Origin of the sequence: Fretibacterium fastidiosum, assembly GCF_000210715.1 — a bacterium.
Classification (GTDB): Bacteria; Synergistota; Synergistia; order Synergistales; family Aminobacteriaceae; genus Fretibacterium; species Fretibacterium fastidiosum.
This window is the reverse complement of the sequence record NC_021038.1, coordinates 2,252,874-2,265,498: the sequence shown is the minus strand read 5'-3', so window position 1 is coordinate 2,265,498 and position 12,625 is coordinate 2,252,874. Positions and strand designations below refer to the sequence as shown.

Annotated in this window: 15 protein-coding genes; 10 read left to right on the top strand and 5 right to left on the bottom strand. The window is 60.6% G+C overall.

Translation table 11 applies throughout. The annotated features are described in order from the left end of the window. The first annotated feature begins 297 nt into the window (after positions 1-297). The 10 genes from SY1_RS10225 to SY1_RS10175 all read left to right on the top strand — a co-directional run bounded on the left by SY1_RS10225 (position 298) and on the right by SY1_RS10175 (position 9,166). On the top strand, positions 298-858 hold the full coding sequence (locus SY1_RS10225; protein WP_208873715.1) for a hypothetical protein: 561 nt from the start codon (positions 298-300) through the stop codon (positions 856-858). A gap of 77 nt (positions 859-935) precedes the next feature. Continuing rightward, a complete protein-coding gene (locus tag SY1_RS10220) occupies positions 936-2,246 on the top strand; it encodes an ankyrin repeat domain-containing protein (protein ID WP_208873713.1) in 1,311 nt (436 codons plus the stop codon). A 120-nt stretch (positions 2,247-2,366) separates the two neighbouring features. Next, positions 2,367-2,609 (top strand): hypothetical protein, encoded by a 243-nt coding sequence (locus SY1_RS10210; RefSeq protein ID WP_015556971.1) that lies wholly within the window; start codon positions 2,367-2,369, stop codon positions 2,607-2,609. A 391-nt stretch (positions 2,610-3,000) separates the two neighbouring features. Then, positions 3,001-3,420 carry a hypothetical protein gene (locus tag SY1_RS10205; protein ID WP_208873711.1) on the top strand — a complete coding sequence of 140 codons (420 nt, stop codon included), beginning with the start codon at positions 3,001-3,003 and terminating at the stop codon, positions 3,418-3,420. Between the two features lie 248 nt (positions 3,421-3,668). Then, a complete protein-coding gene (locus SY1_RS10200) occupies positions 3,669-4,262 on the top strand; it encodes a hypothetical protein (protein ID WP_208873709.1) in 594 nt (197 codons plus the stop codon). A 296-nt stretch (positions 4,263-4,558) separates the two neighbouring features. Further along, positions 4,559-5,128, top strand: a complete 570-nt coding sequence (locus tag SY1_RS10195; RefSeq protein WP_015556969.1) for an Imm15 family immunity protein — start codon at positions 4,559-4,561, stop codon at positions 5,126-5,128. Continuing rightward, positions 5,125-5,832 carry a pyridoxamine 5'-phosphate oxidase family protein gene (locus SY1_RS10190; RefSeq protein WP_015556968.1) on the top strand — a complete coding sequence of 236 codons (708 nt, stop codon included), beginning with the start codon at positions 5,125-5,127 and terminating at the stop codon, positions 5,830-5,832. Before SY1_RS10195 ends, SY1_RS10190 begins: the two co-directional genes overlap by 4 nt. A gap of 26 nt (positions 5,833-5,858) precedes the next feature. Beyond that, positions 5,859-6,770, top strand: a complete 912-nt coding sequence (locus SY1_RS10185; RefSeq protein WP_208873707.1) for a DMT family transporter — start codon at positions 5,859-5,861, stop codon at positions 6,768-6,770. Between the two features lie 72 nt (positions 6,771-6,842). Next, positions 6,843-7,784: a D-alanine--D-alanine ligase family protein gene (locus tag SY1_RS10180; protein WP_208873705.1), complete on the top strand. Its 942-nt coding sequence runs from the start codon at positions 6,843-6,845 to the stop codon at positions 7,782-7,784. Continuing rightward, a complete protein-coding gene (locus SY1_RS10175) occupies positions 7,781-9,166 on the top strand; it encodes a cobyrinic acid a,c-diamide synthase CobB (RefSeq protein WP_015556967.1) in 1,386 nt (461 codons plus the stop codon). Before SY1_RS10180 ends, SY1_RS10175 begins: the two co-directional genes overlap by 4 nt. Position 9,167: 1 nt before the next feature. On the opposite strand, the gene hemB is transcribed toward SY1_RS10175, so the two are convergent. The 5 genes from hemB to SY1_RS10150 form a co-directional block, all read right to left on the bottom strand. After that, entirely contained in the window at positions 9,168-10,142 is a 975-nt protein-coding gene (hemB, locus tag SY1_RS10170; RefSeq protein WP_208873703.1) for a porphobilinogen synthase, read from the bottom strand. Positions 10,143-10,167: 25 nt separating this feature from the next. Beyond that, positions 10,168-10,893, bottom strand: a complete 726-nt coding sequence (locus tag SY1_RS10165; RefSeq protein WP_243440661.1) for a uroporphyrinogen-III synthase — start codon at positions 10,891-10,893, stop codon at positions 10,168-10,170. Between the two features lie 110 nt (positions 10,894-11,003). Beyond that, on the bottom strand, positions 11,004-11,462 hold the full coding sequence (locus SY1_RS10160) for a hypothetical protein (protein WP_015556966.1): 459 nt from the start codon (positions 11,460-11,462) through the stop codon (positions 11,004-11,006). Between the two features lie 70 nt (positions 11,463-11,532). Then, positions 11,533-12,258, bottom strand: a complete 726-nt coding sequence (locus tag SY1_RS10155) for an ABC transporter ATP-binding protein (RefSeq protein ID WP_015556965.1) — start codon at positions 12,256-12,258, stop codon at positions 11,533-11,535. Between the two features lies 1 nt (position 12,259). Then, positions 12,260-12,625, bottom strand: a 366-nt coding sequence (locus SY1_RS10150; protein WP_208873701.1) for an ABC transporter ATP-binding protein, incomplete at its 5' end; no start/stop codon positions are given.

The window sequence follows — 12,625 nt, the reverse complement described above, 5'->3', positions numbered from 1 at the left end:
GCCTGGCACCTTGACAATCGAATAAAAGGTATTGTGCCACGGTGCAGGAGGGCGCGAACGTGGCGGTGGAGGAGTACGGTTACGACTGGCGCGGCAACCGCATCAGGCCCTTGGCGGTCTGACGCCGGAGCAGGTGTATAATGAGGATGCCGCTTGAGTCCTAATCTGAGATCGAACCTACGGGCAGAAAGGAGAAAGGAGCTATTCGGATATTTTCCTTTTTCGTGTCTTGACAAAGGGGCGCACTGTACGGAATGAGTTAAAGCGGGGTGATAAGATGTGGCAATCTTTATTGAGGTGAAGGGCTTGTTGGAGCTGGAGCGTGCCGAAAAATGGGAAGAGGCCCGGGCCATGTTGTACGAACTGTGGAATGCGGATCGAGAGAACATTGATTTGTTTCTCAGACTGTTTTCGGAGTGCTGGTATGTGTTGTGCGAGTGGAATGCAGTCGTAGACGCTGAAGGCATGTCCTGGGAGACCTTTCAGGACACGCTTGTTGAGTGCACGATGTACGGGCTGGACCATTTCGGCGGGGACACTCGCTTTTTGTGGATGGGGGGATATATGATTGGGTTGTTTCCTTACCTGTTTTATCATTCCGAAGGCCTCGAACAGCAGGATTGGGAGGCTCTGTATCTGAAATGGGAATCTAAAAGCAATGAAATGTCGGAGAAGGCAGCCAGACAAGAACCAAATAATTTGTTGGCAAAACTTAACTTTGTGGGGTCATATCAGTTTGTAACTGCAAGTGGCAATGATGAGTATCTGGAAACCAAGAAACGGTTAGCCCCATTTCTTGGTAAGTATTTTCCTGGCGATACTATTATTGAGGAGTACTTTAGAGAGATATATTCTTAACAGTTAATAGAGGATGCACTTAAAAAAGCACAAAAGTTAACAAGTTCTGGGTGGGAAAAATGAATCCGATAAATCCCTTGAAAGAATTGAATGTAAACCATGTCTTAAGAAAACTCAATGAAGAGGACATGCTTGAAATTTTGACAGAGCATTATATGGCCTCGTCATTTAAAGGAGAAGCGAGGGGGCTGATTCTTGGAACTGCAGGCATAGATTTGAGATTTATCGGTATCTGGGCCAACGAGCCAGCTGAAACACTCGATGAGCCTAAGCTTGAGCTCAATCGTGATATCGCCCTGCATCACGCACTGAATGAGATTGATCTGGAAAAATTGGACAGGGAGATAGGATTTAACGGAGACCATAGTTTTTTAGATGCCAATCCTGATTTTTCAAGGATTTGCAGAGCGACTTCAGTGTCACAGATCCGAAATGCCCTCAAGTCTGGCGTGGATGTTAACGCTAGAGATAATCGGGGCAAAACGCCCCTGATGCATGTGGTGTATAATCCCGACTTCATGAAGGTACTTCTCGAAGCTGGCGCGGACGTCAACGCGAAGGATGAAAATGGCAGGACAGCATTGATGCACACAGCCTATGCGCAAAAGGATAATCCCGCGGTGGTCGAGATGTTAGTCGAAGCGGAGGCGGATATCGATGCCAGGGACGAGGACAATAAGACTGCTCTGATGCTGGCTGCGGAATGCAATAAGACCGGAATCGTTAAGATGCTGCTCCACTTCGGAGCGAATGTTAAGGCGAAGGATAAAGATGGAATAACGGTTTTGATGTATGCTGTGAGGCAACGAAATTTTTGGCAAGGTGGTTTTGACCCAGAGCTCATTGATGCGTTGCTTGAGGCTGGCGCGGACGTAAACGCGAAGGACGAGGAAGGTATGACGGTGCTGATGCACGCGGTAAGCAACGGTTCCAATCCCGATTCCATCGACACACTGCTTGAAGCCGGTGCGGATGTCAACGAACGGGATGGAGACGGCATGACTGCTCTGATGTATGCCACATGGCAAGATAGCCCCGATCCCAGGATCATAGACGCACTGCTCAGGTTCGGTTCAAACGTCAACGAAAAAGATGAGAGTCGTAAAACGGCGTTAATGTATGCTGCGGGCGATGGCCAAATGTCTGAGGTCATCTATACGTTGAGCCGAGCCGATGCGGATGTCAACGCGCAGGATAAAGAAGGAAAAACAGCGTTAATGTATGCAGCAAGCGATAATGTTCCAACGATTGTCGGTGCATTACTAGACGTCGGTGCCAATACCGGCATACGGAACAAACAGGGCAAAAGGGCCGTCAACTATGCGCGAAAGAACAGAAAATTGACTGATTCAGAAGCCCTCAAACGTCTGGAGAACGGGAGCCGGTAAGGTGAACGCCGTAAAAAAGCTTTGGCAACTTGGCAATGAAATAGGGAGTACGACGCGAACGGGAACCTGACGAAGGCGACGTACTCCAACGGGCTGACGACGGCCTGGGAGTACAACACAATGACGCAGGAGCGGATCACGGTCTCTCGTTGGAGAGTACGTATACACGATTGGGAATGCAGGCGAACGCCTAGGCGGGGAGGACGGAAGGCGACCTACGCCTACGACGGCCTGTATCGCCTGACGGGTGAGACGGTGACGGAGAACGGGACGACCAGCGTCAAGACCTATGCCTACGATGCTGCGGAGGACCTGGCCGTGGGAGACAGCATCCAGGCGCTCTCCGGGGATGTGGGGTTGTAACGGGACTGAGGCTGGAGAAGCTGGACTCCCCCATCCCCATATTCACATCAGACCTGTTGACCCTATTCCAGTCGTCAAGTAAAATTCACATAATCATTTAAGTAATAAGGTGGCGATAATCATTTATGATCACCGTCCTGTCATAAGAAGGAATGGGTTTGTGGTTTTTGAAAGGACAGCCCCTGTTCAAGACTATGATCCGCCATATCAAGGAATGGCTCGAGACACATTAAGCTGGCCTTTGGATACGGAAGAAGACGCTTTGTCTCGGTCACTTTGCCAAGAGGCGCAGGAAAGGTGGGCTAAATGTGTTGTGAAATGTAGTGCTCTTGAGGTCGTACCGGATTGGCCCTTTATTCTCAGGTATCTCCAACATTGCCAGGACTTGGGGATGGATACGGAGGTCTACTTTTTAGGGGACGATCTAAAAAAATTTTACACCGATTTAAAGGGGTTCGATATTGGGCCCTACCAAGTCGTACCTATGGGTTTTGACTGCATCGGTGTGGTGGGGCAGTCCTACCTTTATGACGATAATGCATATTCTATTCTAGAGGAAGAGCAGGTAAGGTTCAAACAAATTGAACTTGAACTGAAAGCACATGGGATACACATTGCCAAGAAAATGCATTTTAATAAGTATGGGCTGTTCTTGAATGTGATAGGTGCACGATATTACGCGAAACTTCGCAGGGCGGCGATAGAGAGCGGTGCGTTTGATTTCGAGACTGACGAGGGAAAAGGCTGCAGACTGGAAGATTTCTGGCCGGAGAAGGTTGTGTGCTGCGCAAGGATAATGCTATGCTCTTAAGGAAGCGCTGAACAAATCGGAGGGCTTGGCGTACCGACATCGGTCCTGAACGGCAGAACGTTTATAATTGGGGAGGCTCCTGGCACCTTGACAATCGAATAAAAGGTATTGTGCCACGTTGTTAAGAGGACGCGAACGAGTCGGGTGAGGTGACGGACCGCATAAATCCGTAAATAAAAAGACAAAGGTTGCATATAAAGTCGTGGATGGAATTTTAAGAATCTCTGATGCATGGGAGCGTAGGTGAGATGAAACGTCCAGTCTTTGCTGTGATTGATGGTTTATCGGAACTTGAAAATGATCTAAAATGGGAAAAAGCCCGGGCCATGTTATATAACCTGTGGGAGCAAGATCGAGAAAACATCGAACTGTTTCTCAGGTTATTTTCGGAATGTTGGTATTTGCTTTGTGAATGGGAAGTTGAAGAAGGGACAAAAGGCCTGTCGTGGGATGCCTTTCAGAATACGCTTATCGAATGCACGACGTATGGATTGGAACATTTCAATCAGGATATCCGCTTTTTATGGATAGGCGGATATATGATCTCGATGTTTCCCTACCTGTTTTATCGTGACGAACGTGACGAAGATAAGTCCGGGGCTCTGTATCTGAAATGGGAATCCAAAGGCATGGAAATGTTGGGCCAGGCAGTGAAACAAAAACCATGTGATATTTCAACAGTTCTATATTTAGGTTCATTTCCCAGAAATGAAATGAGCACGGCTACGAAAGAGGTCTACAGAGAAGCCACGAGAAGTGTATGTCAGCACTTAAATGAATATTTTCCTGGCATCTCAACGATTGAACAGTATTTTAAGGAAATATTAAACAGAAATGTATAAATCGAGACCGGCGAGCTGGCGCTGAAGGTCGTCAAGGAAGTATTTGTCCTGGAGAACGACGAGCTGCTGCACGTCGAACTTGGCAGCGATGACATCGACGCGACGACCAGCCATCCGTTCTGAGAAACAACCCCTCCGGTTCGCTGACGCGAACCACCTCCTTTTAGGGGAGGCAATCCATATTAAACGCGAATTGGTATTAGATGGCAATTTCCATGAGGGTGATCCGCACTTTTCAAGAAAAGTGTTGAAATGGTCGAAAGAATACGGGTGGACGATGCCGAAGAGGCGGAGTTATGAAGATGAAAAAAACGAAGATGAAAAATACGTTGATCGCGAATATCTACAACAAAATTATCCGAGAAACAGGATTATACAATCTCGACTATTTTATTGAAGAGCATGAAGGCGGCTATGAGGAGATGCCGATCCTCGACTATTTTCCTCAGGCAAAATTTTTAAAAAGAGTGATAAAGAAAGAGGAGATTTCAGCGTTATTGCTGGATATTGCCCTGTTTTTTGTCAATGTTATTCTGCTTTATGCATATAACAAATTGACAGAAAAACAATTCGCTAATTTCTTTATAGCGATATTTGTTGTGGATTTTGATCACCTCGAAGAAGATTATGGGGACTACGGACATTTTAATCCCAGGATATTGGTCAGTCGTGAGGCGGATAAATATACTTTCGTATCGCAGGAAATGTTGTTTGATTACAAACGATGCGAAAAATTTTATAAGCACGTAAGCAAGGTGGCAGGACTAGGAGATTTTATGTTCTACAGGCACTATGATGATAAGAATGATTTGGACACCATTTATATGGTTCCTAATAGGGAAGGTTACAGTCCTGTCTCTCTATGAATGACGACAAATCGCGGAAGGGCGTCACGGTCCGGTATCTGGTGGACGCGAACCACTGGATATCCCACGTGGTGGCGGAGACGGACGGCACGGGAGTGCCCCTGGCCTACTACACCCGCAACGGGGGCCGATTGCCAAAAGCTGCAGCGTCGTCTATGATTCTCAGCAGAGCGACGACACGGCCGCCGGCGCTCATGACGGCACACGACAGGAGGCTTCGCGATATGGACAAGAAGATGGATATGCGGCGCAGGGATCGGCAGTTGAGCGAGGAGGAGACCCTCGAGGTCCTGCAGCATGGGGAGTACGGCGTTCTCTCGACCGTCTGCCCGGACGGGACGCCCTACGGCGTTCCACTCAACTTCGCGCTGGAGGATGGGCGCATCTACCTGCACGGCGCCAACGCGGAGGGGCAGAAGATCGTGAACCTCCGGCACTGCCCGGACGCCTGCTTCACCGTCGTCAGCAGCACCAAACTTCTGCCGAAGGAGTTCAGCACGCTCTACCGGTCCGCCATCGTCTGCGGACGGGTCTCCACCGTGGAGGACGACGCGGAGAAGCGGCGGGGCCTTGAAGCGCTCCTTCGCAAGTACTCGCCGGAATTCATCGAGAGCGGCCTGAAGTACATCGAGGCCGCATTCAAGGCGGTGCGCGTCCTGCGCCTGGACGTCGCGTCCCTCTCAGGCAAGGGCCGGAAGCAGTAGTCCGGCAGGAAGGGAACACAGCCCTCATGAACCGAATCGCATCGGAAGGGAATGCGGCGCCACAGAGGGGCGGCGAGGGGTTGGGCGCGCTCTGCACCATCCTGTCCGCGGTGCTGTTCGGCACGATGCCGCTCATCGCGAAGTTCGCCTATCAGCACGGCGGCAACGCCTGCACGACCGTCTTCGGCCGCTTCGGAACGGGAGCCCTGATCTCCCTCCTCCTGCCGTTCCTCATTCCGGGCTTCTCCCTGCGGATCACGCGCCGTCAGATGCTCGACGTCCTGAAGCTCTCGATCTTCTACGCCTTGACGCCCATCCTGCTCTACCTGTCCTACAACCACATCGGTTCGGGGCTGGCCACCACGCTCCACTTCACCTACCCCATCATGGTCATCGCGCTGATGGCGCTGTTCTTCCGCTCGCCCCTCACAGGGCCGAAGCTGCTCTGTGCCGCGCTCTGCACCGCCGGTGTGCTCCTCCTCTACAGCCCCGCAGAAGGCGTGGAATCCGAGGGCATGGGGATGGCGCTCGCCGTCGCCTCCGGCCTCACCTTCGCGCTCTACATCGTTCTCCTGGGTCACAGCTCCCTGGGCTCCCTTCCCGCGATGGCAGTCACCTTCTGGCTCTCGGCCTTCGCCGCAGCGGAGGCCGGGGTCTTCGGTCTCTTGACGGAGGACCTGCGCCTCTTTGCTCCGTGGCAGGCCTGGGCGGCCTACTGGACGTTGGGCCTCTTCGCCACCGTCCTCGCCATCTCCCTCTTTCAAAAGGGCGTCTTCCTGTGCGGGGAGGTGAAGGCCTCGCTCCTCAGCAACTTTGAGCCCATGACCGGCGTCGCCATCGGCATCCTGCTCCTGGGGGAGACCTTGACCTCAAGGTCCGCTGCGGGCATCGCCTGCATCCTGATCGCCGCCGTCCTGACGAGCCGCATCCGGCGTTAGGGCCCCTGCGTCGGGGTATAATAGGCCCGGACAAAAAACAGCCTGGGAGCCGAGGATGAAGGGGGAGACAGCGTGAACGAACGGATTGCGGTGCTCTGCGGCGGGGACGGTGCAGAGCGCGAGGTATCGCTGAGGAGCGGGGCCGCGGTGACCGCGGCGCTGGTCGAGGCGGGGTATCGGGCGAAGGCCGTGGACCTGCGAACCCTCGAGGAGGCGCGCCACTCCCTCAGGGGGTTCGACGCGGCCTTCGTGGCCATGCACGGCAGTTGGGGCGAGGACGGGCGGCTCGAGGCACAGCTCGAGGCGATGGGCCTGCCCTACACGGGGTCCGACCCCATCGTCTGCGATCTGGCCATGGACAAGGGACGGTCGTGCGCCATTCTTCGCGCGGCGGGCCTGACCGTGCCGAAGGGAATCCTGCTGCCGAAGGGCGCGCCGGACCTCGAGGCCGTGCGGGCTGAGCTGGGTGACGCCGTCGTCGTCAAGCCCTGTTCCGGCGGCAGCACCGTGGGGATCACGATCCTGCGACACGTCACGGAGGACGCCCTGAGGGCGGCCGTAGCCCTGGCGCGACAGGAGTACGGCCCCGCGGTCCTCATCGAGGAGTACATCGGCGGGCGCGAGCTCACCGCAGCCGTGTGGGAGCGGGACGGGGCGCCCGAAGCCCTTCCCGTCATCGAGATCGTCCCCCACGCCGGGTTCTACGACTACCGGAACAAGTACACGGCGGGGGCCACGGAGTACCTCGTGCCGGCGCCCCTCGCGCCGGCCGTCGCGGAGCGCGTCGTCGGCTCGGCCGTGGCGGCCCATCGGGCCCTGGGCTGCCGCGACTACAGCCGGGCGGACTTCCGCCTGTCGGAGGACGGCACCCCCTGGATCCTGGAGGTCAACACCGCCCCCGGCATGACGGCGACGAGCCTCGTGCCCAAGGCGGCGCGGGCCGCCGGACTGGGGTTTCCGGAGTTCGTCGCGCACCTCGTCCGCTCCGCGCTGAAGCGCTGGGGTCAGGCATGACGACGGCTCAGCCCCGCCTGCTGGTGGCCGCGGCGGCGAGCGGGTCCGGCAAGACGACGATCGTCTGCGGCCTCCTGGCGGCGCTGTACCGCCGGGGCCTGCGCGTCGTGGGGTACAAGGTCGGGCCGGACTACATCGACCCCGGATTCCATCGCGCGGCGGGGCACTGCGAGGTCCTGAGCCTCGACACGTGGCTGACGCCTCCCGCGGTCATGAAGGGCCTCTTTGCCCGCACCTCCCTTGGGGCGGACGTGGCCGTGGCGGAGGGCGTGATGGGCCTCTACGACGGCGGCCGCGGCGGCGTCAGCAGCAGCGCGGAGATCGCGAAGCTCCTGGGCCTGCCCGTCGTGCTGGTCGTTGACGCGCGCTCCATGGGCCAGAGCGCCGCGGCCGTGGCGTTGGGGTTTCGGGAGTACGACAGGTCGGTGGACCTCCACGGCGTCATCCTGAACCGCCTGGGGTCGGCCTCGCACCGGGACACGATCGCGGAGGCGCTGGAGCGCGTCGGCATCCCCCTGCTGGGGGCCGTGATGCGAGACGAGGCCCTCGCCCTGCCGGAGCGTCACCTGGGCCTCGTGCCGGAGGCGGAAACGCACGACGCCGCGCAGCTGGACCGCATCCGCGAAGCGGTGGAGCGCGGCGTGGACGTCGACGCGCTCCTCGCCATCGCACGGTCCGCACCACCCCTTCCCCTGCCGCCGGAGGGGACGAGGTCCCGCGCCGCAAAGGACGTGCGGATCGCCGTGGCGCAAGACCTGGCCTTCTCCTTCTACTACCCGGACAGCCTGTCGGCCCTGGAGGACCGGGGGGCGGAGCTGATCCCCTTCAGCCCCATGCAGGACGAGGCGCTGCCGGAAGCGGACGGCGTGATCCTGGGCGGAGGGTTTCCGGAGCGGTTTGCGGGGGAGCTCGCGGCCAACGCCTCCATGCGGCGGAGCGTGGCCCGCGCCGCGGAACGCGGCGTCCCCATCCTGGCGGAGTGCGGCGGGATGATGTACCTGTGCCGCTCCATCACCGACATGGAGGGCGCCGCCTTCGAGATGGCGGGCGTCCTGCCCGCGTCCTGTCGGATGCAGCACCGCCTCGAGGCCGTGGGCTACGTGGAGGCCCGCGCCCTCCGCGACACCGTCCTCGGCCCGGCGGGGACGCTCCTGCGGGGGCACGAGTTCCACTTCTCCGCCATGACGCCGGAGGCGGAGGACTTCCCCTGGGCCTTCCGCGTCGAGAGGAAGCGCACGGGCGCGGCCCACAGCGGTGGGTACGCCCGCGGGAACGTCCTGGCCTCGTACCTCCACCTCAACCTGGCGGGCCTGCCGGACGCGGCGGATTCGTTCCTCGCCCGCTGCCGAGCCTTCCGCAGCGCGTCGGCGGGCGGACGGTGACCTAGGCCAAACCCTCCCGAATCCAGTCCGCCAGGGACAGGGCGAAGTAGGTGACGACGATGTCCGCGCCGGCCCGCGCCAGACAGACGGCCGACTCGCACACGACGCGCCGCTCGTCCAGCCAGCCGTTGGCCGCCGCCGCCTTGATCATGGAGTACTCGCCGCTAACGGAATAGCTCCCCACGGGCACGCTCACCCGTTCCTTCACCGCGCGCAGCACGTCCAGGTAGGGCAGGCCCGGCTTGACCAGGATCATGTCGGCGCCCTCCTCGACGTCCAGCAGCGCCTCCCGTATCCCCTCGCGCACGTTGCAGGGGTCCATCTGGTAGCCCCGCCGGTCCCCGAAGGAGGGGGCGGACTGCGCCGCCTCGCGGAACGGCCCGTAGAACGCGGAGGCGTACTTCACCGCGTAGGAGAGGATCGCCGTCTCCGTCAGACCCGCGTCGTCCAGTGCCGATCGGATGGCGCCCACGCGCCCATCCATCATGTCGGAGGGTGCCACGATGTCCGCGCCGGCCTGGGCCTGAGACACGGCCGTTCGGGCCAGGAGCTCGACCGTCGGGTCGTTGTCGACCGTCGTTCCCTTCAGCACTCCACAGTGGCCGTGGGACGTGTACTCGCAGAGGCACACGTCCCCGATGACCGTCAGGTCGGGAAACTCCCGCTTCGCCGTGCGCATCGCCCGCTGGACGACGCCGTCCTCCGCCCAGGCCTGGCTCCCCGTCTCGTCCTTGTGGTCCGGAATGCCAAAGAGCAGCACGCCGCCGATGCCGGCCCCCGCGGCCCGCTCCAGGATGCGGGGCAGCGTGTCCGGGCTCCAGCGCATCTGGCCCGGCATGGCCGAGAGCTCCTCCACGACGCCCCTGCCCTCCCGGACGAAGATCGGGTACACCAACATCGAGGCCGCAAGCCTCGTCTCCCTCACCATATCGCGAATGGCTGCCGTTCGGCGCAGCCGCCTTGGACGAACGATCACGATGATCCCTCCCCTGCGCCGCCCCTCACCGGGCGGCTGTGATTTGACCCCGCGCGGCCACGGCCGCGGCGAGAAGTGCCTCGAGCGTCGCGGAGTCCGCCGTGAAGACCCGCGCGAAGCCGGCCTCCCGCGCAGCGCGCGCCGTCTGGCGCCCGATGCAGAGCGCCCCCACCTCGCTCCAGCCCCTCCAGCCCGTCGGCGCGCAGGCGGCGAAGGCCCCGACGGTCGAGGCGCTGGTGAAGAACGCCATGTCCAGGTCCTCCGGCAACTCCGGGCGAAGGCGGCAGGTGCGGTAGAGCGGCACCTCCCGGAAGGGGACGCCGGCGGCCCGAAGCCCCTCCGTCAGCTCCGGCCCGTGTTCCTCCGCCCGCAGCAGCAGGGCCTTCTCCCCCGTCCTCATGCGCCCCGCCAGGGCAACGGCCAGGTGCTCGCCGTCGTAGACGTCGGGCATCAGGTCAACCCGCAGGCCACAGGCCCTCAGGGCCTCCGCCGTCGCCGGCCCGATGGCCGCGAGGCGCGCGCCTCCCAGCTCCCGAACGTCCCGCCCCTCGCGGGCCAGGCGCGCCGTCAGGGCCTCGATCCCCGCCGCACTGGTGAAGACGGCCCAGTCCGCGCCACCGATGGGCGGAAGGGGGTCCTCCAGCGGCTCCGTGGCGATGCAGGGGACCTCCAGGACCTCCGCCCCCGCATCCCGGAGCATCCGCGACAGGCGCCCCGCGCGCTCCCGCGGCCGCGTCACGGCGGCGCGCACCCCGGAAAGCGGCAGGGCGGCCCGCCAGTCGAAGCGCTCGGGCCCTTTAGACGCAAATTGGTATAAGCCAAATCGTCCGGGGGGCAGTCCCCCCGCCGGATGCCTGCGGGCTAAAACTCCGTCAGCAACAGGGAGCCGTCCTCACCGCTTTGGTCCAGGATGAAGCGCCGCGTCGCGCCCGTCCCGTCAACGTAGGAGATCCCGTTGTTGGGTATGGAGCCGAAAAACATCATGCGGACCAGGAGCGGGCGCCCCGGCAGCAACTCCTTCTGCCCGTACCGCTCCTCGACGTCGAAGCTCGCCTTCCCCTCCTCGCTTATCTCCGTGAAGGTGAGCCCCAGCACCTTGAGGTCCCGCACCGCCCTCTCCGCCGACAGGAGAACCTTCGCCTGAGGTTCCCCCTCAAAGGCGGTGCACTCGTCGTATTCAGTGACGCCGGCCAGCGCGTCCTCCGCCCACTCCGCCCGCACCTCCGGCGCGGCACCCGCCGGCACCGCCAGCGTCAGGACCGCCAGAGCCGCCAGCACAAGGACGACCCCCCCCGCAAACCTCTCAACCATGCGCCTCATGTTCCGTACCTCCGTTCCATTTCCGTCGCGGTGCCCATTTCCGCCGCCTCAATAGAAGCTTAAAAAAACGCTATCCGCCGAGGTAGGCGCTCCGGACGCGCGCGTCGTTCAAGAGCTCCTCCCCCGTGCCGGAGAGGGCCACGGCCCCCACCTCCAGGACGTAGGCCCTGTGCGCGATCTTCAGCGCGGCCCAGGCGTTCTGCTCCACCAGCAGGATGGTCCGGCCCTGCGCGTTGATGGCGCGGATGATGTCGAACACCTCCTCCACCAAGATGGGGGCCAGGCCCAGCGACGGCTCGTCCAGCATCAGGAGGTTCGGTCGGCTCATCAGGGCGCGGCCCACGGAAAGCATCTGCTGCTCGCCGCCAGAGAGCGTTCCGCCCTTCTGCCTCCGCCGCTCCCTGAGGCGCGGAAAGAGCGTGAAGACGTGCTCCAGGTCCTCCTCAACGCCTGCGGCGTCGTTCCGCGTCCAAGCCCCAAGCCGCAGGTTCTCCTCCGCCGTCAGGTGGGGCAGGATGCGGCGGCCCTCCGGGCTCAGGGCGATGCCCATCTTAACCCGGTCCTCCGTGGACCTGCCCTGAAGGGGAACCGCCTCCCCATCGGGGGCCCGGAGGTCCATGCGCGCCGCGCGGGACGGCGTCAGCCCCATGATGGAGCGGATGACGCTGCTCTTGCCCGCGCCGTTCGCGCCGATGAGCGTCACGACCTGGCCCTCTTCGATGGAGAGGGACACGTCGCGCACCGCGTGGATTGCGCCGTAGTACACGTTCAGCTTTTCGACCTCGAGCAGGCTCATCTCAGGCCCCCTCCTTCTGCGCCGCGCCCGCGCCGAGGTAGGCCTCGATGACTCCGGGGTCGCGCCGGATTTCCTCCGGCGTGCCGCGGGCGATGAGCCTGCCCTGGTCCAGCACGTGGATCGTGTCGCACACGTTCATGACCACCTTCATGTCGTGCTCGATGAGCAGGATCGTGAGGTGGAACTCGTCCCGCAGGCGGCGGATGAACTGCATCAGCTCCGAGGACTCCTGGGGGTTCATCCCCGCCGCCGGCTCGTCCAGCAGCAGGAGGCGGGGGGCCGCCCCCAGGGCGCGGGCGATCTCGAGCCGCCGCTGTGCGCCGTAGGGCAGGGCGGACGCCCGCTCGTTCGCGTAGGACGCCAGGCC